The organism is Candidatus Competibacteraceae bacterium, assembly GCA_016699715.1.
Taxonomy (GTDB): Bacteria; Pseudomonadota; Gammaproteobacteria; order Competibacterales; family Competibacteraceae; genus Competibacter.
The window spans coordinates 358733-381864 of sequence record CP065007.1; the positions used below are offsets into that span (position 1 = coordinate 358733).

General features: G+C 54.3%; 17 protein-coding genes. 9 read left to right on the forward strand and 8 right to left on the reverse strand.

Translation table 11 applies throughout. The features are described from left to right. Positions 1 to 18: 18 nt before the first annotated feature. The 6 genes from IPM89_01635 to IPM89_01660 are packed head-to-tail and all read right to left on the reverse strand — an operon-like array spanning position 19 to position 12571. Complete coding sequence (locus IPM89_01635) at positions 19 to 765, reverse strand: sulfotransferase domain-containing protein (protein QQS54590.1); 747 nt, start codon at positions 763 to 765, stop codon at positions 19 to 21. A gap of 44 nt (positions 766 to 809) precedes the next feature. Then, positions 810 to 1877 (reverse strand): glycosyltransferase family 2 protein, encoded by a 1068-nt coding sequence (locus IPM89_01640; protein QQS54591.1) that lies wholly within the window; start codon positions 1875 to 1877, stop codon positions 810 to 812. Then, complete coding sequence (locus IPM89_01645) at positions 1874 to 3871, reverse strand: glycosyltransferase (protein ID QQS54592.1); 1998 nt, start codon at positions 3869 to 3871, stop codon at positions 1874 to 1876. The genes IPM89_01640 and IPM89_01645 overlap by 4 nt, the downstream gene beginning before the upstream one ends. Positions 3872 to 3920: 49 nt before the next feature. Next, positions 3921 to 11078, reverse strand: coding sequence for a glycosyltransferase (locus tag IPM89_01650; protein ID QQS54593.1), 7158 nt, complete (start codon positions 11076 to 11078; stop codon positions 3921 to 3923). Positions 11079 to 11089: 11 nt separating this feature from the next. Further along, positions 11090 to 11794, reverse strand: a complete 705-nt coding sequence (locus tag IPM89_01655) for an ABC transporter ATP-binding protein (GenBank protein QQS54594.1) — start codon at positions 11792 to 11794, stop codon at positions 11090 to 11092. 6 nt (positions 11795 to 11800) lie between these two features. After that, the gene (locus tag IPM89_01660; protein QQS54595.1) at positions 11801 to 12571 is read right to left on the reverse strand and encodes an ABC transporter permease; all 771 of its coding nucleotides are present in this window, start codon (positions 12569 to 12571) and stop codon (positions 11801 to 11803) included. A gap of 151 nt (positions 12572 to 12722) precedes the next feature. Here IPM89_01660 and IPM89_01665 point away from each other — a divergent pair, with 151 nt between their 5' ends. Further along, positions 12723 to 13772 (forward strand): glycosyltransferase family 4 protein, encoded by a 1050-nt coding sequence (locus IPM89_01665; protein ID QQS54596.1) that lies wholly within the window; start codon positions 12723 to 12725, stop codon positions 13770 to 13772. Next, entirely contained in the window at positions 13772 to 15817 is a 2046-nt protein-coding gene (locus IPM89_01670; protein QQS55736.1) for a polysaccharide biosynthesis protein, read from the forward strand. Before IPM89_01665 ends, IPM89_01670 begins: the two co-directional genes overlap by 1 nt. Here the strand turns inward: IPM89_01670 and IPM89_01675 are convergent. Together IPM89_01675 and ccsA are read right to left on the reverse strand one after the other, a co-directional pair. Continuing rightward, on the reverse strand, positions 15771 to 17060 hold the full coding sequence (locus tag IPM89_01675) for an HlyC/CorC family transporter (GenBank protein ID QQS54597.1): 1290 nt from the start codon (positions 17058 to 17060) through the stop codon (positions 15771 to 15773). The genes IPM89_01670 and IPM89_01675 overlap by 47 nt on opposite strands. Positions 17061 to 17176: 116 nt before the next feature. Next, complete coding sequence (gene ccsA, locus IPM89_01680) at positions 17177 to 17986, reverse strand: cytochrome c biogenesis protein CcsA (GenBank protein QQS54598.1); 810 nt, start codon at positions 17984 to 17986, stop codon at positions 17177 to 17179. Positions 17987 to 18122: 136 nt separating this feature from the next. Between ccsA and ffh the strand changes: the two genes are divergently transcribed. The 7 genes from ffh (at position 18123) to IPM89_01715 (ending at position 23098) form a co-directional block, all read left to right on the forward strand. Beyond that, a complete protein-coding gene (ffh, locus tag IPM89_01685) occupies positions 18123 to 19493 on the forward strand; it encodes a signal recognition particle protein (protein QQS54599.1) in 1371 nt (456 codons plus the stop codon). A gap of 163 nt (positions 19494 to 19656) precedes the next feature. Further along, on the forward strand, positions 19657 to 19914 hold the full coding sequence (gene rpsP, locus IPM89_01690) for a 30S ribosomal protein S16 (protein QQS54600.1): 258 nt from the start codon (positions 19657 to 19659) through the stop codon (positions 19912 to 19914). Between the two features lie 35 nt (positions 19915 to 19949). After that, the gene (gene rimM, locus IPM89_01695) at positions 19950 to 20450 is read left to right on the forward strand and encodes a ribosome maturation factor RimM (GenBank protein ID QQS54601.1); all 501 of its coding nucleotides are present in this window, start codon (positions 19950 to 19952) and stop codon (positions 20448 to 20450) included. 58 nt (positions 20451 to 20508) lie between these two features. Beyond that, complete coding sequence (gene trmD / locus IPM89_01700; GenBank protein QQS54602.1) at positions 20509 to 21300, forward strand: tRNA (guanosine(37)-N1)-methyltransferase TrmD; 792 nt, start codon at positions 20509 to 20511, stop codon at positions 21298 to 21300. 4 nt (positions 21301 to 21304) lie between these two features. After that, on the forward strand, positions 21305 to 21652 hold the full coding sequence (gene rplS, locus IPM89_01705) for a 50S ribosomal protein L19 (protein QQS54603.1): 348 nt from the start codon (positions 21305 to 21307) through the stop codon (positions 21650 to 21652). A gap of 106 nt (positions 21653 to 21758) precedes the next feature. Further along, entirely contained in the window at positions 21759 to 22574 is an 816-nt protein-coding gene (cysQ, locus tag IPM89_01710; GenBank protein QQS54604.1) for a 3'(2'),5'-bisphosphate nucleotidase CysQ, read from the forward strand. Between the two features lie 2 nt (positions 22575 to 22576). Continuing rightward, positions 22577 to 23098: a methylated-DNA--[protein]-cysteine S-methyltransferase gene (locus IPM89_01715; protein QQS54605.1), complete on the forward strand. Its 522-nt coding sequence runs from the start codon at positions 22577 to 22579 to the stop codon at positions 23096 to 23098. Positions 23099 to 23132: the final 34 nt, after the last annotated feature.

A 23132-nucleotide genomic window follows, 5' to 3' on the forward strand; every position in this document is an offset into this window, starting at 1 on the left:
TTTTGCAGGCACTTAAACTCAACAGCCCGTCAGCCACGCGCTGCAATCCCATCCCAACATCCGTTCAAGTGCTCTGATATCGTATTCAAATATCCACTGTAGATAAGCTGTTTCTCGTTCGGCCATGGTTGTCACATAGGAGCGCGAATGGGCATTGATGGTCGTTATGACCGACACGCAAGCCACGCCGAGAAAATCGCAAATCTGGTCCAGAACCAGTTGTGGCGTTTCCCTCAAGGCTTCATGCCGGAGAATCAGCGTTTGTTCCGGTGGAAAATAACACCATAGCCTTCTCAACTGCTCGGTGTAAAAACCACGATCAATATAGGAGTAGACCCGGTGCTGCCAAGGTAACGCCTCTCGGCAACGTTCCCGCTCCTGCTGGATGGCTTCCCAAAAGGATAGGGAATCCGCATCTCGGTCCCGCTCCATATTCCAGTGAGAATAGGCGCGCTCGATGGGATTGCGTAAAATCACGATGATCTTCATTCGGGGGTTGTATTCCCAGATCCGTCGTAATGCACTATGCCAGTACAGGTAAATCGGCGTGGCTTCTCCCAGCAAACGTTGGGATGTGCTGGGGCTGAAGAATGAGTGGTAAGTTGAATAATCCACTGCATCTCCTTGAAAATATTTATCCTGGTCAAAAAAATGCACTTCCTTGCATGTTGCCATGCACAGCTCGGGATGGGTTCTCAAATACAGATCTAGCGCCGTCGTGCCGCCTTTCTGGGTGCCCGCGATCAGAAAATCCACTTGGCGCATTTAACTCACTTTAGGGAAGCTGTTTGGTTGTAGCCATGGGGGATTTAGAACAAATCCCGTAACGCGCCCAGCACATAACCCCGCTCGTAAAATTGCCGGCTGACCATGGCCGCGATCTCGCCGGGTAAAATCCGCCGTTGCCGCTGGATCAAGCGGCGCTTGTGGCGCATCGCCGGCAGACCGCGCAGAAAATCGCGGTACAAACGGTAGACGATTCTCAATTTACCTTTCACCGTATAGCGCAACAGAATGGCCGCGTGCAGGACCAGCATCCAGAACAGATTGCGCCCCAACAGGCGGGCGGGCACATTCTTGACCAAGACGAACAGCGAGTTGCGGATGCCGTGGTATAGCACGAAATCGCTGTTGGGACCGCCGCTGGCCACCGATCCCTTGTGGTACACGCGGGCGTCTTCGGCATAGGCCGCCCGGTAGCCCAGCAGCACGGCTCGCCAGGCGAGGTCCGTGTCCTCGGCATAGCAGAAAAAGCGCTCGTCGAAGTATTCGCCGGTCGCTTGATGAACCTGCCGTAACATCTCGGCGGCGTACAGCGCGCAATTGCCACTGGGACCGAGCAGGGGATCGTCCGCCGATTTGCGGTTGGAGGCCAGTCCGCATCGGTAAAAAGTAATTCCCAGATTGTCCACCTGTGTGCGGTCGGCATATCGCATCACCCGCGCCGCCACCATCCCGATCCGTCGCTCAGGGTCTAGCCGAACCAACATTCGAGCCAGAAAGTCCGGCTCGACCACGGTATCGTTGTTGAGTAACAAGATATAGGGATACTGGTCGTCTTGGATGATGTCCGCCAACAGTCGGTTGTGGGCGCCGGTAAAGCCGGTATTGTTCGAATAAGCGATGAAATGGAGCCAATCAGGATATTGGGCCGCATATTCGGCCAGTGTCGCCACTTCCTCCGATCCAGAGCCGTTGTCGGCCAGGAAGACCTGAAAAGGAGGATCGTTTACCTGCGTCAGAGAGTTCAGACATTCCAGGGTATCGGCGGCGCGGCGATAGTTGACGATCAGGATCGCCGTCGCTGCTTCCGGTTGAGGGGCGGGTGGAGTCGGGCCGCGATTCCTTCCAGGGTTTTCCGAGTGTTCCAGGCTCAAAGCAGGCTCCTGAAATACTCCAGCGTTTCCCGGCCCTCGCGCTTGTGGCAAAACCGTTGCGCGGTCTCCAGTCCGGCCTCGATCAACCGTTCCCGCAATTCAACGTCGTCGAGCAGTCGCAGCATCGCCTCGGCGAACTGATCTGGCCGCTGCGGGGCGACGAGCAGAGCATTGCTCTGATCTTGGGCGTACTCGCCGACCCCGCCGACATGGGTGAGCACGCAGGCCGCGCCACAGGCCATCGCTTCCAGCCCGCAGCGCCCGAAACCCTGAAAATCGGAGCCGTCGATAAACACCGTGGCTTCCGAATACAGTTCCGCCAGCCGGTTCTGGTCGGCCACCACACCTTCGTCGCGGAAGGGAAAGGGAATGGGTTGCTTACGCAAAAACCGGTCGCCAAACAGCACGATTTCGACTTCGGGGCGGGCGGCTTTGACCTGAGCCAGGGCAGCGACTGTCGGTTCGAAGCCGCGTCGGGGCGTGTGCGGGCGGGCCATGGCCAGGACGATGGGACGGTTGCGGACGGCATCGCGGGGATAGAACCGCGCCAGATTCATGCCCAGCAGAATTTTTTGGGTAGGGTAGCCATCGCTGGCCAGCATCTCTTGCAGCCAGTCGGATTTGACGATCCGATGAGGGATCAGGGCGTAGGTGGCCCGAACCCGCTGGCGGGCTGTTGTTTTTGCTTCGGGAAAAAACCAGGGTTCGTAATCTTGCAGGAAATAGGCGGCGGTGCGGGTGCGACCGCGCCGGACCAGTTCGGCGACCCAAGGAGCGGTGCTCCACAGGGTGGCCACCGTGATATCGCTGTCGGGGAAGTTTCGCAGTAACTCGCGTTCGTTGCGAAACACGAGCGGTTGGCTATAAAGCGGGGTCCAGTCGTAAATGGCCGGATCTTCGAACAAGGCCACGATGCGCGCTTCCACGCCGAGCAGGATCAACTCGTTGACCAGTTGAATCACCGACAACACCCCGCCGGCGACGACCAGATTATGCAGTAGATACGTCACCCGCAGCCGTCCGGGGCGGGTGAACTGCCGCACGTATTCCGGAGTGGCCAGCGGTCGGCGGGCGCCCGGCAAACGCAGGACGCCGCGCAAGGCGCAACGAAGCACATCCAGCCCAGCGCGCCGTCGCCAGGCGGCTAGCATCGCCCGCGCTGTTTCCCAGATGACCGGCATCGGATTCCAGCGCTGGCGGCTGGCGAACAGGGCGCGTGTCGGACCCAGGGGATCGGCGCGACGAAAGGCGCGAAACTGCCGCTGATATTCCCCGAGCCAGCGGCTATCGAATAGAGCGCGATTGTGCCGGTATCGCTCGCCCCGGTCGGTGAAGGTGCCTCGACCTTTGTGATAGACGTACACGTCACCCGCGACCACGGTACGGTAACCGCAGGTGGTCAACCGCATGCACAGATCGGATTCCTCGCAGTAGCCGCGCCCGTAAATCTCGTCGAAAACGCCGACCTGCTCCAGCGCCGAACGCCGCAACAACAGGCAGAACCCGACGCCGGTCACCACATCAGCGGCGGCGGTGGGTCCGTGACGCTGGAGGTACTCATCCATGCCGAAAAAGTTGGCGCCGGGAGCCAGTGGCAAGTTGATTTGGGAGGCATGGTTGGTGAAGGGGTTGACGGCGGCAATGGATGGATCGCGTTCGGCACAGGCGACCAAGCGCTCCAGCCAGCCTGGCGTCACGATGACATCACTGTTGACTAGCACGACGAAGGGCGCGTTGCCGAGCGCGATGCCGAGATTACAGGATTTTACAAAGCCGAGATTTTCCGGATTGCGGTGGAGCGTGATCTGCTGGGGATGGTCGGCGGCGATGCGGCGTAAATACTCTTGGGTGCGGGAATCACTGGCGTCGTCCACGATAATGAGTCGGTACGCGCCGGATTCGGTGTAGTCTAGAATGGAGTACAGGCATTCCTGGACATAGCTGAGACCATTGTAGACGGGGACGATGAGGTCATATAAAAAGAGAGAATTCAATGAATTTTCCAGGGAGAGTCACAATATTCTTGTAGTTTGCTTAATTCCATCAATCGATCCCCAATATCCTGAGGTATTCTCTCGCTGCTCGATCCCATGTGAACCGCTGTGCCATCTGAATTGCTGCTTTTCCGCACTCCGCCACGATTTCTCGGTGCTGATAACAATACTCCATCATCTCTGCAATTGCTTCCACTGTTATGTGTTCAAGTTCAAAACAATCTTGTCCCGGCGTGAGATATTCGCTCCGCCCCACATTGACCAGTGTGATGGACGGAAGTCCGCATGCTGCTGCCTCTACTATGGGCAGACACCATGTCTCCGCTTGGCTAGCTGTTACAAATACATCGCTTCGTTCGTAAATAGCAGCAATTTGTGCCAATGATAAAAGCTCATAATGCAACTCAACCCGCTGATTATTTGTTTTATACTGCTTCTTAATATCCTCTTGATTCGCACCGCTCACATATCCTGCGATTATCAATGCTGTTTCGTGTGCTGCGTGCAACTCTGAGAATTTGTCGAATGCTTGCATCAGCACCTCGCCGCCCTTATGTAAGCTTCCCACATAGCAGAGCGTGAATGGTAGGTGCGGTTTTCTAGATCGAGTGTTAAATATCTTGTGGTCAATACCATGCGCTACAATTTCGACCCTCGGATAGCTATGCTCGCGCAACATGTCTGCATCATACTTATTCTGTACGCATATCGCCCACCCTACATTTCGCAGGTTGGTCGCCCAATCCACTTCAAATTCTGCCCATGGACGCCCCAAACCTGTTATACCGATATCTACTATACCTTCTGCGAAGGTATTCGTGAAACATGATGATGATGGTGTCCCTATTCGGATCACGTATTCCGGATTATGGCGGTATGGAATCGTTGCCTCGATCTCTTCCTGTTCCGCGATATTCGCCCATTCAAGCCCAATATACTTCTGTCGGGTAACGTTGTATCCTATTCGCCGCATTGTAAGCATCAGACTGCGACTCACCAGCCCATATGATAATAAACGCTTATATCGCATATCATCGTCAATATAAATTTCTGGCTTCGTTAAATTTCTTCTGCCCAAGTTGATAGGGTTATTTATTTGGACGACCTCGTTAGTCTGTAATCGCTCAGTCCCCTTTCCCTCTGCCAAGGAGGTGAGGTTGAGAGGGTCAGTCTTTGAAGCCATGACCCTCACCTCCAACCCCTCTTCTGCAAGCGGATGAGGGGCGTAAACGGTTGCGCTAGTCTTATTAAGGAATTTAATGGTTTGCTTGCACGATTCCATACGGTCGAAGCAAACAACCGAGTTGCGGGCATTATTAGCAAGTGTGTTCCGGAATTCTTCGTCATCCAACAGCACGGAAATGTGATGGGCTAGTTCCTCAGCATTTTTAGGAGGCGCCACTAACGCATTAATGCCATGACGAGCAAAGAGCGAAATACCACCGCTATCCGTTATGACACAGGCAGTCTTGCAGGCCATGGCTTCAGCAATGGTTCGTCCAAAGCCATGAAAGTCGGAAAACTCAGCAAAAATATAAGCTTTTGAATATAAAGAAGGAAGTTTATTATTAGGAAGAATTCCATGATTAACCAAGGAGAAAGCAATTGAATGTTTTTTCAATTCCTCGTTCGTACACCCAAAACTGTGTACTTCAAAGTCATTCCGTTTTTTAGAAAGCAAATTTAAGGTCTTTAGCGCCGTATCAAAGCCGCGTTGTGGAGTTGATGGGCGGAGAATGGTGACAATAAGCTTTTTTGATTTGGTCTGGTTAAGACTTTTTTGATCAATATCTCGTGGATAAAATAAATCCAGTTCCAAAGCCGGAGAAACCAGAGCAATTTTTCCTCCATCCTGCTTAACTTTTTCACAAATCCAATGGGTTTTAGCGAAATTATATGGGGTTATTTTATAAGTCTTTTTAATCATGTCTCTAATTCGAATTTCCGTTTCTTTGTAAAAGTCAGGCTCATAGTCTTGGACAAAGTAAGCTAGCTTTGAATTTGGGTTTTCGTCTATAATCTTTACCAGATAGTACATGGTGATCCATAATGTTCCCACCAAAACATCAGCTTTTGGGAAGTGTTTAATCAATGTGTCAAGGTCGGAGTAAAAAATAGGTTTCGTCAAGGAACCCATATCATCCTTATATCCTTTAGTGCTCATCACAACGATTTTAACATTGATACCCGAAAAGATCATGTCATTGGCAAGCTGTATAATTGAAATAACCCCACCAAATCCACAAAGTTCATGGATTAAAAATACGACTGACTTTAACTTGGCATCACTCTTGAAGGTTTCCAAGTTGCTAATATAATGATCAACTATATCAAGTGTGGTAGGATCATCGAGAATCTTCATGGCATTAAAGTTTTTAGCTTGTTTGACTTCATGAACATTTCTGTAAGAGCTTCGCTTTAACAATCCATACTTATTTCTGAGATATCCTAGGGGATTATCAGCTAAAAATTCTGGATAGATCTTTTGATATAAAGGTTTCCATCTTTGGTCAAAGATCGCTCTATTTTTCTCATATCGAGGACCACGCTCTTCCTTGAAGGTCACCATTCCTTCGTGAAAAATGAAGGTATCATCGCAACAAACTGTTCTATATCCGTTAGCGAAAGCGCGCATACAGTAATCAGATTCTTCGCAATATCCTCTACCAAAAACAGGATCAAAACCTCCAAGATGCTCATAAACATTGCGCTTGATATAAAAACACCAGCCTTCTGGTGTGACGATATCTGGATAATCACGGTTAGAGATTTTTTCGATGGCGGAGGCCGTATCAAAGATGGAATCACCAGGATTTATTTTCACCCATAAGTGCGAGGAACGAGTGCTGAGAGGAGAAATAATCCCGATTTTATCATCGCTTTGGGCGCAGCGTGTAAGCTTATTCAGCCAGCCGGGCGTAACGATAGTATCACTATTAAGCAAGATAATATCGCCGCTCGGTGTGGCGCGCATACCGACATTAACGCTTCCGACGAATCCAAGGTTTTGTTCGTTGCGAAGATAATTAAAATGCTCATATTCATGAGCGAAATTTTTTAAATATTGCGCGGTGTATTGATCGGAACAGTCATCCACCAAAAAAACGCGGTAAGGTAATTCCGTGTATTTAACAATACTTTCCAAGCATAGTTTTACAACATGTATTTCATTATAAATAGGTACGATAATGTTGCGTGTTGAATCGGAACAGCGAATTTCCACTTCTTGGGAACGTTGGGCATGTATCTCCTCAAGTATGCCGCCAATATCGCGAGCAGTGTTATGCAGCGAAAATTGGTTTGCGGTTTGTTGACCTTGATCTGCAATCCATTGTCGGAGTTCGTTATTGGACGCCAACATCAGGATAGCGCGGGCGGCTGCATCGTTATCGCCGACCGGCACCAAAACGGAATTGACGTCATGGCGAGCATATTCAGAGATCCCGCCGCTATCGGTCAGCACACAAGCGCACCCACAGATCATGGCTTCCAATGCCGGTAACCCAAATCCCTGAAAAAGAGAGAGATCAACGAAAATATGGGAAACCAAGTATTCTTCCCTTAATCGACTCTGTTTAATGATGCCCAAGTTTTTATATGGGAAAGGGATTTTGTGAATGCTCAAGTCATCGTCGCCGAAGAAAACAAATTGTATACTTGGATTGGCCTCGTGAACGATGGACAAGGTTTTAATCAGGTTTTCAAACCCGCGCCTTGGTGTGTGGAAGCGAGTCATGGCAATCAAGCGTAATGGTTCTTTTTTGGATTGTGATTTTGAGTGATCGTAAAATACTTCCTGGTCTATTCCAATGGCTACTTTTTTTATATCGTACTCAAGGGATTGTAATTGATTACGGACCCGTTTTATTATCCAATCCGATGTGGATAAAAGTGAAAGGTTGAGATGATAGCTTTCTAGAGCTTCCTGATAATAGGCTTTTTGAGCTGGATGCTCGGGATTGTAAAAGAGCGGTTCATAATCTTGTATAAAATAATAGGGCTTAAAAGTTTGATTAAGTTTTGCTAGATCGGCAACTGGTCGAGCAGTGATCCACATGGTCGCCAATAGCATACTGTATTCAGGCAAGGTATACGCGAGTTGATTGATATCCAGGTTTTTTATTGGTTCAAAGAGGAGCAGTTCGAACATTTCTGGTGTGTATTTCCAATGGGGATGCATCAAGATACTGATTACATCGACGCCAGATAGGATCAGATCGTTTGCCAATTCAACCAATATTATAATTCCACCCGCGATTTGTATGGTTGAAAAAAATATTACCAAGGTTTTTTGGTTCACTAATTTAATGTCCGACGTATAATAATCATTTTGACTGACCATGCCTTGCATATTAGTGAAATGTAGTATATCCCTCATTAAGTCCAAGTCTTTCCCATGAAAATAATTGGAAAGCTGCTCTAGGATTATGGAATCATCTTCTTCTAGACTTTTGCCTACATGTATATAAGTATTATCAGCCAAGACGGTTATGAGATTTTTCTTCAGAAGTGCAAGACTGATGGATGTTAGCAAAACGATTAGCGGGTGATTTTTCATCGACTTGGCGATAGAAATAAAATCTCTGGTTGCCGAGTATTTAATGTAAAAAATGGCAGGGTCTGCCATGAGTATTTGCGGAAATTCCGACTGGGTAACCAAACGCAATTTTTTAGCGCAAGTCATGGCATTATCGCCGGATTTCATTTTAAATGAGTATGTAGGATGCGTCGGCGTGATGGGACTGACAATGCCAACACTCTTGGATGAGTAAGCAGCCTCATTCAGTCCGGGCAACCAATCTGGCGTTAGAATTACATGGTCTTGAATAATGCAAAAATCACCAAGACCAATTTCTTGAATGACCTCACATAATGAGAGCAGAAAGCAGTCGCGTGTTTGAGGTCGAATGATTTTGATAGGTAAGTGATTGGACCACTCGGCTATATTTTCAATCGGAATGGGATGTTGAGAGTCATCGATAAGATAAAAACTGTTGTGATTTCTATCCGAGTTTTTACTGATACTTAATAAATTCTTTCGTAGATAAGAGCGCTTTCCTTTAGTGTAAACAATAATATTAACCGAAGAGGATTTTCTATAATCCTTGTTTTTTCTTTGAGTGAATTCCTTTGAGCTTTTTGATGACTGCTCGCTTATTAGCAGAGGCGTTTTAGTGAAAGAGAGATTTTGTTTTAGACCATGATAATTCAGGATTATTTTTTTAATGTCATCAGCAGCCAAATAGGGATGGCCACGCCCGATAACTTGCTCGATTATGGATATAACAAAATGACCCAGTCGCCAGGGTTTTGAAGCAAATAGTTTGTTAAAATTGCTATCTATTTGGTTGAGCCAATTTATCAAGATATGAATATTTTTTTCGTCATTTTTTTGTCTCGGAAGCCAACTTTCGAATTCTGTAAAGATTGTATTCAGGTTATCCGTATAAGAAGCTCTTATCTCCCGCGAAAAAATAATTTTCGGAAAGCATATAAGTGCATTTCCCACCTGCCATCTTTTGGAACATAGTAGCGCCTCAAAGTCTTTTTTTAATAGCTGTATCCATTCAATCAGCGTGTTGAAATCGCCAGGATTGTACTTAAATGCTAAATTTTCATTTCTATTTTGTTTTTTTTTTGCCTCGTACAGGCGAATATCATTGAATACCTTGCGCATATGATCCGCAGTTAGGCAGACATTCCAGCGCAGCAAGGCAAGCTCGGCAATTCGGACAATAAAGCATCCAACCCGCCAACGCCACGATGCGAACAATGCTTCGGCGTCCTGCTCTAATTGCCGGAGCCAAGCCTCATATCGTTGTTCAGTGTTTCTTAATAGCGCGTCTTTTTGCTCCGCTGATTGCTTCAATTCTTGGCGCAACGCTTTTTGTTGAGCTTCAGCAGTACCCTTTAATTGATCAAGCTCTTGTGTAAGAGATTTTTCACGATTTTGTAATAGTATCTTGTTTTGCTCGTTTTCACGGCGTAGTGCGGCCTCGCTGGTCTCCTTGGCGCGCAGGATTTCTTCAAGGGATTGAACGGAGGTTTTGAGCTGCGCGCGTTCCTGCTGGAGAGCGGCCTCGCTAACTTCCTTGGCGCGCAGAGAACCTTCGAGGGATTGAACGGAGGTTTTGAGCTGCGCGCGTTCCTGCTGGAGAGCGGCCTCGCTAACTTCCTTGGCGCGCAGAGAACCTTCGAGGGATTGAACGGAGGTTTTGAGCTGCGCGCGTTCCTGCTGGAGAGCGGCCTCGCTAGCTTCCTTGGCGCGCAGAGAACCTTCGAGGGATTGAACGGAGGTTTTGAGCTGCGCGCGTTCCTGCTGGAGAGCGGCCTCGCTAGCCTGCAAATTTTCCATAGCACCTTCAAGACATTGGTGCTCGTTTTTAAGTGCAAAATCCTCTTCGTAAAACCCCAGGATCTCCTGTGCCCCTGGAGAAAGCTCAAAATCAGTCGTATCCGCTATATCCAGAATTTGACCTGACTCAAAAGCATCAATCAAAGTGGCTTGCTGTTTATTGATAAAACCCGCTTCGAAATCACTCGATCCTTTCTGTCGATGCAAATCCGGCTCAACGAAAGCAAGAATTTCTTTATCATGGGGAATTCTTAGGCCTTGACAACCCAGAGCGGTCAATTGCTCATACAAATTAGCTACCGCCTGAATGGGTTGCGCTAAAAAAGTCGAATGCAAAATGAATATTTTAGGGCAATTTTTTGTAATCTTTAGTGCTTCTATAGTATATTTTTCCCACAAAGATACGCCAAATTGCAAAGGGAATCCGTTGCGAGTTTTTAATGATTGTGCAATTTGAATAGGCGAGCGGTGTACATAAATACAAACCGGAAACTCCAAGTGTTCGCGCCACAAAGGGAAAGTCAAACAAAACCGTGGCTCCTTAAGAACCCATGGACGATGAGCATCCAGCTCCAAAATGAGACGGCTTGCTTTTTTGTGGAACTCAGCACCTGTATTTTCAGGAATTTTATCCAATGAAAAATTGTTGATCCGATACCATTCTGCTTGGGTGGAGTGTAGAATCATGTCGTTTAAGGTACGGACATCTCTACGCTCCCAGAAACCTTTTGGATTTTCTTCATTCGCGCCTGTACTGATACCCTCTGGTCCAAAATAAGCACCCATCAAATTGAGCAGACGAGTAGTTATTGATGTTCCAGAGCGATGCATTCCGATTACAAAAATTTGCATTTTTCCACACTCTATGATTTGGTCTTTATTTGCTGTTCGTAGAGGCTTAATACGTCAGTAGTATCACCATAAGCACAGCTCACTCCTTCTTCAATCCAGACTGCCCGGTCACATAATTGCCGGATAGTTTCCACGCTGTGGGATACGAGCACGATAGTTTTATCCGAGCGGATTTTTTCATGCATTACTGCTGACGATTTGCGCTGAAAATCCGAATCCCCAACTCCCAGCACTTCATCAATTAACAATACATCGGGATCCAACTGAAATGCCACTGAAAACCCCAGTCGTGCTTTCATACCACTGGAGTAGGTACTTATCGGCTGGTCAAAAAAATCTCCTAATTCAGAAAAATCCTGTATGTCCTCCATTTTTTCGATAACATTCTTTCGATGTAGACCGATCAGCATCCCACTCAGCAAGGCATTCTGCCGTCCGGTTAAATACGGTACAAAACCGATTTGTAGTGACAGCAGAGCTGCTTGCACGCCATGGTTGATCATTTTTCCCCGATCAGGGCGCAGAATTCCTGCAAGAACCTGTAAAAGAGTGCTTTTACCGGCACCATTACGGCCGATGACACCCAATGATTCGCCATAATGCAGATCGAAAGAGACGTCTTTAAGCGCCCAAAACCGTTCCTTACGCAAATATCCCGCCTGCCGCCAGTAAAAAGTTCCCACATTATTCAGAGATAAGGCAAGTTGCTTCGACATGAGCAGCTATCTCTGCACCAGTTTCGGGTACAAATGGTCGTTACGCATGATCCATCGATACATCAACAAGCTAATTATTAAACCCGATGCCGCAACTAAGGCTAATGCCAACCAGTTTGGCCACTTTTGATGCATCAAAATATCGCGATAAGCCTCGATAATACTAGCCATTGGGTTAAGATAAAAATAAGTTTTATAGTTCTCAGAAATCGTGGAACTGGAAAAGAAAATACCTGAAAAATAAAATAGGATTTGCAGAGAATGCTCGACCAAATACTTTAAATCAGGCGCGAATGGAACGAGCGCCGCCACGAAAAGAGTTAATCCTACAATCAACAGAAATTGGGTTAGTAACAAAACCGGCAACGCCAAATAAGTCCACCCGATATTGAAACCTGCCAGCCATAGGTAAATCAATAATAACCCCAGCACCACCCCAAATTTGACCAAGTCCGTCAAAATGACCACCAACGGGAATACAATTTTAGGCACGTATACCTGCTGCATCAACCCTCGTCCGCCGAGAATAGAGGTCGCGCTGTGAATGATCGTATTCTGAAGCCAACGCCAAGATACCAGTCCAACCAGCAGGAAGGATACAAAGTCTGGGGTACCACGCTTCAGTAGAAGCCCAAAAACTACATAAAATATCATCATAAAAATCAGTGGATCGAGTACCCACCATAAAAAACCGATATAGGTTCTCGCCGCCTCGGCTCTTAAGTCCGCAAGAGCTTTGTATAAAATGAGATCGCGATAACGCGCGCTTAACATCATAATTTACTCAAACTACTACCAGCCAAAACCGGCTGCTTGTTTGGCGCGTCAGTACCCATTGAGGTAAAATCATCTAAGCCAAAACAAAGAATGAAAGCCAGACTTAGCCTAAACTCATGGAGGTTGTGCCTTGTCCAACGGAAATTAGATAATGCCTGTTTTACTTCAATCATTGATTACAGGCAGCTTGCTGGCTTTCATAGGCGCATGGGGTTCAAGCTTCGTTTGGCTCGGGCGCACTGCTTTATCCCGTGGTCCCATCGATCATCCCAATGCCCGCTCCCTGCACGAGCAGCCCACTCCGAGAACAGGAGGATTGGCAGTGCTGGCGGGGATTATGATCGGCATGTTGCTCATAATGTTCAAAACCGCTGGTTTGCCGGTCCATACTCTTGGGTTCATTTTCATCGGCCTGATTCCGCTGGCGCTGGTGTCGTTCCAGGATGATCGCGTGGGTATCCCTGCCCGGTGGCGCATCTTAGTTCATTTGCTTGCGGCTGTCAGCTTGTTAGTGGCGGATCTAGTGCCCGGCTCATTGGTGCTACCCGGTCTCGCCTTGGTTCTTCCCGCTTGGCTTGCCATCCCTCTTGTCCTGCTATTCGTCGTTTGGATGATCAACCTTTATAACTTCATGGATGGCATGGACGGTTTCGCCAGCGGGATGGCGGTAATCGGTTTTTCGGCGCTGGCTGGGCTGGGTTGGGCCGACGCCGGGTTTGCGACTTTCTGTCTGATCGTGGCGGCGGCCAGCGCCGGTTTTCTGGTGCACAATTTTCCGCCCGCCAAGATCTTCCTCGGCGATACCGGCTCCACGGCACTGGGTTTTCTGGCAGCGTCGTGCAGCCTGTGGGGCGCCAAAGCCGGCCTGTTCCCATTTTGGGTGGCGCTGTTGGTGTTTTCCCCCTTCATTGCTGATGCCACCGTGACCCTGTTGCGTCGCCTGCTGCGAGGCGAGAAGGTCTGGGAGGCGCACCGAAGCCATTATTACCAGCGATTGGTGTTGCTCGGCTGGGGGCACCGTCGCACCGTGCTGGCCGAATACGCGCTGATGCTGGCCTGTGCCGGTTCCGCCTTGCTGGCGGTTCGGTTGCCGCCCGTCGGACAGATAACCTTGGCGGCGATCTGGATTCTGATTTACAGCGTCCTGATGTGGGGAGTGGGGCGACTGGAACGGCGGCATGCTACAGTATCGGCCCCGTGATGCTCGAACGCTTCCTCAATCTCCCCCCCGCTGCCCGCCGCGCGCTACTGGTCACCGGCGACGCGCTTGCCGTGCTGGTCGCGGTCTGGGCGGCGTTCGCCATCCGCCTCGGCGACTGGTGGCCATCGATGCTGCAGGATGTGGTCTGGCTGTTTCCGCTGGCGGTGCTTATCCTCATCCTAACCTTCGCGGCGGTCGGTCTGTATCGTCCGATCCTGCGCTACGCCGACGAAAGCCTGCTGTACACCATCGTGCTCGGCGTCAGCGCCGGAATTCTGCTGATGATGGCGGTCTGGGTATTCCTGCGCCAGGGGCTGGTGCCGCGGTCGTCCTGGCTGATCGGCTGGCTGGTGCTGGTCGCCCTGATCGGTGGTGGCCGGCTGGCGATTCGCCGCGTCCTACGCCGGCGGTTTCGGACCAGCGCGGCGCGCGCGCCCGTCATCATCTATGGGGCGGGCGAGGCCGGTGCGCAATTGGCCAACGCCCTGCGCTACAGCGCCGAATTCGCGCCCGTCGCGTTCGTCGACGACAACCCGCAACTGTGGGGCAGTGTGGTGCTGGGTCTCAAGGTACGGGCGCCGTTCAAACTGTCGCGATTGGTGGCCCAGCACGAAGGTAGCCTGATCCTGCTGGCGCTGCCGTCGGCGTCGCACCGCCGCCGCCGGGAAGTTCTGGAAGCGCTGGCCGGGTTGCCAGTGCGGGTGCTGGCTTTGCCCACGCTGGCGGAGTTGACCAGCGGTGCCCGGCGCATCGACGAATTTCGCGAGGTCGATGTCGAGGACATCCTTGGCCGCGATTCGGTCCAACCCAACGAGGTGTTATTGCAGGGGCGGGTGAGCGGCAGGAGCGTGATGGTGACCGGCGCGGGCGGCTCGATCGGAGCCGAGCTGTGCCGGCAAATCCTGCTATTGCGGCCACGCCGCTTGGTCCTGTTCGAGCGTTCCGAGTACGCCCTCTACGCCATCGAGCAGGAACTGCGCACCATGTTGGCCAATATGGCGCATCCCCGTCCACTCGCCCTGAACCCCGTGACTTCAAGTCTGGAAGGGAGCGCGGACGTACAAGCTGGTACTTCTTCCATCGAACTGATCCCGTTGTTGGGGTCGGTCATTCACCAGCGCCGGTTGCAAGTGGCCATGGAGCGTTTTCAGGTCGAGACCGTTTATCACGCGGCGGCCTACAAGCATGTGCCGATCGTCGAACGCAACCCCATCGAGGGGGTGCAAAATAATGTATTCGGCACTTGGCGCGCCGCCGAGGCCGCCATCGCCGCCGGGGTTGGGACCTTCGTGCTGATCTCCAGCGACAAGGCGGTGCGTCCGACCAATGTGATGGGTGCCACCAAACGGCTGGCGGAACTGATCCTGCAAGGGCTGGCGGGGGAGGACGGCCCCACCCGACTGTGCATGGTCCGCTTCGGCAATGTACTGGATTCTTCCGGTTCGGTGGCGCCGCTGTTTCGCGAGCAGGTCCGCAAGGGCGGGCCGGTGACGGTGACCCATCCCGAGGTGGAGCGCTATTTCATGACCATCCCCGAGGCGGCGCAATTGGTGATTCAGGCCAGCGCCATGGCTCAGGGCGGCGATGTGTTCCTGCTCGATATGGGCGAGCCGGTACGGATTCTCGACCTGGCGCGGCGCATGATCCGGTTGTTCGGTCTGGAAGTGCGGGACGCGGACCAGCCTGATGGCGATATCGAAATCCGTTTTACCGGCCTGCGCAGCGGCGAGAAATTACGCGAGGAGTTACTGATCGGCAGCGGCGATCTGGCCACCGAGCACCCGATGATCCGCCGGGCCTGCGAACTCAGTTTGCCGTGGCTGGTGGTGCGAGACTGCCTGGAGCGGCTCGCCGCCGCTTCACGCAGTTTCGACTATCCGACCGTGCGGGCGATCCTGCGGGAAGCGGTGGCCGAGTACCAGCCGGAAAACGACATCGAGGACTGGATCTGGTTGGCGGATCGACGGGACGAGCCGGCGGAACCGGTGGGCGCGGCGGTCAGTCCGTCGGTTCCGCTAGTTCCGCCGGCTCGGTCGGCCAGATGACCACCGTCTTAACCCGGTTGCCGGAGATTTCCACGATCTCGGTCAGGTGACCCATCAGCGACAGTCGGGTACCCGGTTCGGGGATGGTTTCGAGGTGCTCCATGATCAGGCCATTGAGGGTGCGGGGGCCGTCGGTGGGCAATTTCCAGTCCAATGCCCGGTTCAGGCTGCGAATCGAAGTGCGACCGTCCACCACGTAGCCACCGTCGGCGCGCGGGACCAGATTGCGTTTGCCGATGGCGGCGGGATCGGTGGTGAATTCACCCACGATCTCTTCCAGGATGTCCTCCAGCGTTACCAGCCCCAGCACTTCGCCGTACTCGTCCACCACCAGCCCGACGCGTCGGCGCAGCTGCTGAAAGTTGAGCAACTGCCGGGTTAGCGAGGTGCCTTCGGGGATGAAATAGGGCTCCCGGATCAGGCTCTCCAGATCAGCCCGATTGAAATCCGGCTTCTGCATCATCGTGTTGAGCACCTTGCGCAGGTGCAGGAAGCCCACGACCTGGTCGAAGGTGTCGCGGTAGACCAGCATGCGGGTGTAGGGGCTGCGGGTCAGTTTGGCGACGATCTCCGCCCAGTCGCCTTCCAGGTCGATGCCCTCCACCTCGTTGCGTGGCACCATGATGTCATTGACGGTGATTTCCTCCAGCTCCAGGATGCCCAGCAACATGGTTTGATGCCGTTTGGGAATCATCACCCCGGCTTCGAGGACCACCGTGCGCAGTTCCTCGGCGCTGAGCGAATATTGGCTGGAGGTCTGAATCGCCACCCGGAACAGTCGTAATAGGCCGTTCGCCATCGCATTGGTCAACCACACCAGGGGGTAGAAGATCTTGAGCAACGGTGCCAGCACCGCGGAAGCGGGGAAGGCAATGCGCTCGGGATGCAGGGCCGCCAGCGTCTTGGGCGCGACTTCGCTGAACACCAGCAGAACCAGCGTCAAGAGAACCGTGGAGACCAAAATACCGGCATCGCCCAAGAAGTGGATAGCGATAATGGTGGCCAGCGAGGACGCTAGAATGTTGACGAAGTTGTTGCCGAGTAGAATGATGCCGATCAAGCGATCTGGCCGTTCCAGCAGCCGGCTGGTGCGTATCGCGGCCTTGTTGCCTTCCCGAACGCGGTGGCGCAGGCGGTAGCGATTGAGGGTCATCAGTCCGGTTTCGGAACTGGAGAAAAAGGCGGAGCAGCCGATTAACAGGACCAGGACGGCGCACAATACGCCAATATGAATATTGTCCAACTCGTGAAAACCCTGATTTTGAGTGAATGAGCCGTATTTACGAATTGCTGGCGCGCGCTGTCAAGCCTCAATCGGCCAAGAAGAGCTTCGGCCAAGGGCGGGCGGCGCGGGTTCGATCAACGTCTCAGGATTAATTCCAACACCAGCTTGCTGCCGAAATAGGCGAGTACCAGGAAAGTAAAACCGCTCAGCGTCCAGCGAATGGCGGTGCGGCCGCGCCAGCCGAAGCGCCAGCGACCCCACAACAGCACCCCGAACACTCCCCAGGCAATAAAGGACAGCACGGTCTTGTGAACCAAGTGCTGAGCGAAGATATCCTTGAGAAAGAGTAGGCCACTAAATAGGGTGATGCTCAGCAAGATGAAGCCGGCGCCGATCATTTGGAACAGCAGGGATTCCATTGCGGTGAGCGGCGGGATGCCGCGCAGGAAGCCACCGGGCTGGCGCCGCCGCAAGCGCCGGTCCTGGATGGCCAGCAGCGTTGCCTGCGCCGCCGCCAAGGTCAGCAGCGAATAGGCCAGGATGGCGATGAGAATGTGCAGTTCCAGCGGCCATTGTCCGGGGTCGGCGACGATGCGCTCGGTGGCGAACGACAGGCCGAGGACCAGCGTGAGCGCGCCGAACGGTAATGCAATGATGCCGAGGTTTTCGACCGGCCGCACCATCGCCGCCGCCAGCAGAACCACGTTGATCAGCCAGCCGGTGAACGATAGCGCGTTGAAGAAGCCGAGATTGAGGCCAGCGGGTTGGAACACGGTTTGGGCCAGGATCATGGCGTGCAGGATGACCGCCCCCCAGCCCAGGGCCAGCGGACCGCCCTTCGATGAACCTATCGCCGCGCCGCCGGCGCGCGCCAGCCGCCCGGCCAGCAGCCCGCCGGCAAGCAGGTAGAGCAGGGCGGCCAAGCCGCCGGTGACCGCGTTCATTGAGATTCCGTGCAAGTCCAATTATCCGCAACCATGATGGCATGGAACGGTGGCGACTTGAAGCGCGCCGCGCCAAATCGGGCGATTCTCCCTATAATCCTCCACTCTTTTCCGATTTTGAATCAAGGTTTCCCGCATGTTCGAAAATCTCAGCGAACGCTTGTTGCTCACCGTCAAGAATCTGCGTGGCCAAGGCCGCCTCACCGAGGACAATATCAAGGATGCCCTGCGCGAGGTGCGCATGGCCCTGCTGGAAGCGGACGTAGCGCTGCCGGTGGTGCGCGAGTTCATCAACCGGGTGCGCGAGCGGGCGATCGGCGAGGAAGTGCTACTCAGCCTGACCCCCGGCCAAGTGCTGATCAAGATCGTCCACGAAGAACTGATCCGAACCATGGGCGAGGCCAATGCCGAACTGAACCTGAGGGTCCAGCCACCGGCGGTGGTGCTGATGGCGGGTTTGCAGGGCTCCGGTAAAACCACCAGCGTTGCCAAGCTGGCCCGTTGGCTGAAGGAGCGCCAGCGCAAGAAAGTGATGGTGGTGAGTTGCGACGTGTACCGGCCAGCCGCCATCGAGCAGTTGCGCAAGCTGGCCGATGAGGTCGGCGCGGCGTTTTTCCCCAGCGACCCCGGGCAGGTTCCGGAAGCCATCGCCCGCCAGGCACTGGAGCATGCCCGCCTGCACGGCGTCGAGGTGCTGATTGTCGATACCGCCGGCCGCTTGCATGTCGATGCCGAGATGATGACCGAGATTCAGCGGCTGCACGCGGCGTTGAACCCTATCGAAACCCTGTTCGTGGTGGACAGCATGACCGGGCAGGACGCCGCCAACACCGCGCAGGCATTCAATGCCGCCCTGCCGCTGACCGGCGTGGTGCTGACCAAGACCGATGGCGATGCTCGTGGCGGCGCGGCGCTGTCGATCCGCCAAATCACCGGCCGACCGATCAAGTTTCTCGGTGTCGGCGAGAAGACCGCCGCCCTGGAACCGTTCTTTCCCGACCGGGTAGCCTCGCGCATTCTGGGTAAGGGCGACGTGCTGAGTTTGGTCGAGGAGATGGAGCAGAAGGTCGACAAGGACAAGGCGCTCAAGCTGGCCCAGAAGGTCCAGAAGGGGCGCGGTTTCGACCTGGAAGACTTCCGCGAGCAGATGGAGCAGATGACGAAGATGGGCGGTATCGCCAGCCTGTTGGAAAAGATGCCGGGTTTCAACGCCGCGCCGGCGGCGCTCAAGGAGCAGGCGGCGGACAAGGAGGTCAGGCGCTTGGTGGCCATCATTAATTCGATGACCCCGGGGGAACGCCGCTTCCCGGACATGATCAAGGGTTCGCGTAAGCGCCGCATCGCCGCCGGTTCCGGTACCCTGATCCAGGACGTGAACCGGCTGCTCAAGCAGTTCGATCAGGCACAAAAAATGATGAAGAAAATGAAGGGTGGCGGCTTGATGAAGATGATGCGCGGCTTACAGGGTAAGCTGCCGATGGGTGGGTTGCCGCCGCTGAAGCGGTAGAACGGGGGAGCCCTTCGGAAACGAAGCCAATGGCCAACTATGTTCCTAACGGTTTCAAACACTGGAAATTTCGGATACTATTCCCCGCTTCATCCGGCCGCCCCGCATGGGCAGCTCCTTCATCTACCGGAAAATCGGAATTCGCAAGAGGTATTCGCAGCGCATGGTTACTATCCGCCTGTCCCGCGGCGGCGCCAAGAAGCGCCCCTTCTACACCGTGGTCGTGACCGACAGCCGTAACCGGCGTGACGGCCGCTGTATCGAACGCATCGGTTTTTTCAACCCGATCGCCAGTGGTGGCGAAGCGCGTTTGAACCTGAATCAGGAGCGCTTGCAGTACTGGTTGGGTAACGGCGCGCAACCGTCCGAGCGAGTGGTCAGTCTGATCAGGGAACAATCCCGCCAGCAGCCGGTTCAGTAACGGCCGAAACCCGCCGCGAAACCGGCGCTGCCGCGATGTCGGATTGGGTGGTGCTGGGCCGGGTGTCCGGCCTGTTTGGCGTGCAGGGCTGGGTGAGAGTGTTCTCCCACACCGAGCCGCGCGCGGGAATCGCTCGCTATGCGCCGGTGTTTTTGCATCGCGGCGGCGAGTGGCGGCCTTTTGAAATCGAAGCCGGCCGTGCCCATGGAGCGGGTGTGGTGCTGAAGTTCGTCGGTTACGACGACCGTGATCAGGCCGCGACGCTGTTGCAAAGCGAAATTGCGGTGCGTCGTTCGCAATTGCCGCCACCCGAACCGGGCGAGTATTACTGGGCGGACTTGGAAGGGCTGCGGGTGGTGACGCTGGGCGGGGTCGATTTGGGCACGGTCGCCTCCGTGTTCGCCACGGGCGCCAACGATGTGCTGATAGTCAAAGGGGAACGGGAACGGTTGCTGCCATTCGTGCGAGGCCAGGTCGTGGTCGAAATCGACCTTGAACAGCGCCTGTTGCGGGTGGATTGGGAGCCGGATTTTTGAGTCTCCTGACTCGCAAGCGCTCTCCCCGCGTGGGAGAGGGGCGCTAGGGAACACGGCCATGCGCGTGGATGTGGTCACCCTGTTTCCCGAGATGGTCAAGACTTTGCTCCGCTTTGGGGTGACCGGGCGGGCAGTCGAGCGCGGGTTGTTGCGGGTGGATGCCTGGGATCCACGCGACGATGCCCATGATCGCCATCGCACCGTCGATGACCGGCCCTACGGCGGCGGTCCGGGCATGGTGATGAAGGTACAACCGCTGCGCGATACCCTGCAACGGGCCAGGGCGGCGGCGCAACCGCCAGGAAAAACGATTTATCTCAGCCCGCAGGGTCGGCCGTTGACCCAGGATGGCGTGCGGGAACTGGCGCTGGAAACGAGACTGATCCTGCTGGCTGGCCGCTATGAGGGCATCGACGAGCGGCTGATCGCGACCGAGGTGGACGAGGAATGGTCTATCGGCGATTACGTGCTTAGTGGCGGCGAACTGGCGGCGTTGGTATTGATCGACGCCATGGCCCGGTTGTTGCCGGGAGCGCTGAACGACAGCGAATCGGCCGAGCAGGATTCGTTCATGGACGGGTTGCTGGATTGCCCGCACTACACCCGGCCCGAAGAGATCGAGAGGCGGCGGGTACCGGCGGTGCTGCTGAGCGGCGATCATGCCGCTATCGCCCGCTGGCGACGGCGCGAGGCCTTGGGGCGGACTTGGCTGCGACGGCCTGACTTGCTGGCCCGACGGCGGTTGGTGACTGAAGACCAGGCGCTACTGGATGAATTTATTCGCGAATACCAAGAGAAACGGGGAGCGCCGGCGCCGCCGGACAACCTCCTGGAGCAACGTGGAGCGTAGTGTCATGAGTAAACTGGTGGAAGAATTCGAACGCGAACAGATGAACCGCGAGATCACGGCTTTCAATCCTGGCGATACCGTGGTGGTGCGGGTCAAGGTGAAGGAGGGCAACCGCGAACGCTTGCAGGCCTTCGAGGGGGTTGTCATCGCCAAACGCAACCGCGGCCTGAACTCGGCGTTTACCGTGCGCAAGATTTCCCATGGCGAGGGCGTGGAACGGGTATTCCAAGCCTACAGCCCGGTGATCGCCGACATCACCGTCAAGCGCCGTGGCGACGTGCGTCGAGCCAAGCTGTACTACCTGCGCGGTTTGGAAGGTAAGGCGGCTCGCATCAAGGAGAAGTTGCGTTAAACTCATAAGCAGCACAACCGGTGGTGGGGCGATCATTCCAGGGTCGCCCTTTTTATTTGTATTGCCCTTTTCTCAAAGGGAGAGAGGCCGGAAACAAGGGGGTGACATGCACGACCCATGGTTGAATTGGCTGGAGCCGGTCAAAATGCTGGCGGCGGAAGCCAGCGAGCGCATCCTGGAGGTCTACGCCACGGCGTTTGGGGTGACCGCCAAGGACGACGATAGCCCGCTGACCGCCGCCGATTTGGCCGCCCATGATGCTATTACCGCCGGCCTGCGGCGCTTAACGCCCGACCTTCCCATCCTGTCCGAGGAGTCGGCCGCTGTACCGTTCGCCGAACGGTCACAATGGCGGCGCTATTGGCTGGTGGACCCGCTGGACGGCACCAAGGAATTTGTGAAGCGCAACGGCGAGTTTACCGTTAACATCGCCCTGATCGAAGACCACGAACCGGTGCTCGGGGTGGTGCGGGTGCCGGTGACCGGCGTGTGCTATTTCGCCGCGCGCCACTACGGCGCGTTCCGCATGGAGCCGGGCCAGTCGCCGCAACCGATCTCGGTCAGACCGTTGCGGGCGGGCGAACCGGTGCGAGTCGCCGGCAGCAAAACTCATGGAGGGGCGGGATTGCGGGCCTTCGTTGCCGCTTTGGGCGCGCACCATCTGGTGAGCATCGGCAGTTCGCTCAAGTTCTGCCGAGTCGCGGAGGGTGTGGCGGATGTCTATCCCCGGCTTGGCCTGACCTCGGAGTGGGACACCGCCGCCGCGCAAGTCATCGTCGAAGCGGCCGGTGGCCGGGTGGTATCGGCGGAAACGGGCGAGCCGTTGCGCTACAACACGCGCGACTCGCTGCTGAACCCGTACTTCATCGTTTACGGCGACACTAGCCACGATTGGCTGCGCTACGTTCCGCGCGAGGATTGAATATGATCGCGCCTGATGCGTATCAGGCGGTTATTGCCGCGCCAATCGGCATGATCGGTGTCCGCATGGCTGGCGCGGCGGTGAGTGAACTCGATTACCTGCCGGCTGATGTGCCGGAGCTGCCGTCGGCGGATATCGCCACCCAAGCCGTCGTGGCCCAGTTGCAAGCGTATTTCCACGATCCTCGCACCCCGGTCACGGTTGCGTTGGTTCCTGAAGGCACCGCGTTTCAGCAACGAGTGTGGAAAGCGCTTCGGGCCATTCCAGCGGGGGCGGTGCTGACCTACGGCGAACTGGCGGTTCGGCTCGGTACCGCTGCCCGCGCCATTGGTGGCGCCTGCCGAAACAATCCGATCCCGATTCTTATTCCCTGCCATCGCGTGGTGTCCCGACAGGGGCTTGGTGGTTACGCGGGCGAAGTTTCCGGTGATCCCCTGGAGATCAAGCGCTGGCTGCTGCGGTATGAGGGGGTGGAGATCGCGCATGGAGTCATGAAGCCAGATGTGAGGGATGGAATCGATTGATCCACGTTTTGGCACGATTGAGTGATTTATCTGT

What these genes read in the sequence shown, in the direction of transcription:
- ccsA (QQS54598.1), bottom strand. Translation starts at nt 17,986, where the DNA reads ATGAACGCGGTCACCGGCGGCTTGGCCGCCCTGCTCTACCTGCTTGCC.
- rpsP (QQS54600.1), top strand. Translation starts at nt 19,657, where the DNA reads ATGGTTACTATCCGCCTGTCCCGCGGCGGCGCCAAGAAGCGCCCCTTC.
- ffh (QQS54599.1), top strand. Translation starts at nt 18,123, where the DNA reads ATGTTCGAAAATCTCAGCGAACGCTTGTTGCTCACCGTCAAGAATCTG.
- IPM89_01670 (QQS55736.1), top strand. Translation starts at nt 13,772, where the DNA reads ATGCTCGAACGCTTCCTCAATCTCCCCCCCGCTGCCCGCCGCGCGCTA.
- trmD (QQS54602.1), top strand. Translation starts at nt 20,509, where the DNA reads ATGCGCGTGGATGTGGTCACCCTGTTTCCCGAGATGGTCAAGACTTTG.
- rplS (QQS54603.1), top strand. Translation starts at nt 21,305, where the DNA reads ATGAGTAAACTGGTGGAAGAATTCGAACGCGAACAGATGAACCGCGAG.
- cysQ (QQS54604.1), top strand. Translation starts at nt 21,759, where the DNA reads ATGCACGACCCATGGTTGAATTGGCTGGAGCCGGTCAAAATGCTGGCG.
- IPM89_01650 (QQS54593.1), bottom strand. Translation starts at nt 11,078, where the DNA reads ATGCAAATTTTTGTAATCGGAATGCATCGCTCTGGAACATCAATAACT.
- IPM89_01715 (QQS54605.1), top strand. Translation starts at nt 22,577, where the DNA reads ATGATCGCGCCTGATGCGTATCAGGCGGTTATTGCCGCGCCAATCGGC.
- IPM89_01660 (QQS54595.1), bottom strand. Translation starts at nt 12,571, where the DNA reads ATGATGTTAAGCGCGCGTTATCGCGATCTCATTTTATACAAAGCTCTT.
- IPM89_01655 (QQS54594.1), bottom strand. Translation starts at nt 11,794, where the DNA reads ATGTCGAAGCAACTTGCCTTATCTCTGAATAATGTGGGAACTTTTTAC.
- rimM (QQS54601.1), top strand. Translation starts at nt 19,950, where the DNA reads ATGTCGGATTGGGTGGTGCTGGGCCGGGTGTCCGGCCTGTTTGGCGTG.
- IPM89_01635 (QQS54590.1), bottom strand. Translation starts at nt 765, where the DNA reads ATGCGCCAAGTGGATTTTCTGATCGCGGGCACCCAGAAAGGCGGCACG.
- IPM89_01665 (QQS54596.1), top strand. Translation starts at nt 12,723, where the DNA reads ATGCCTGTTTTACTTCAATCATTGATTACAGGCAGCTTGCTGGCTTTC.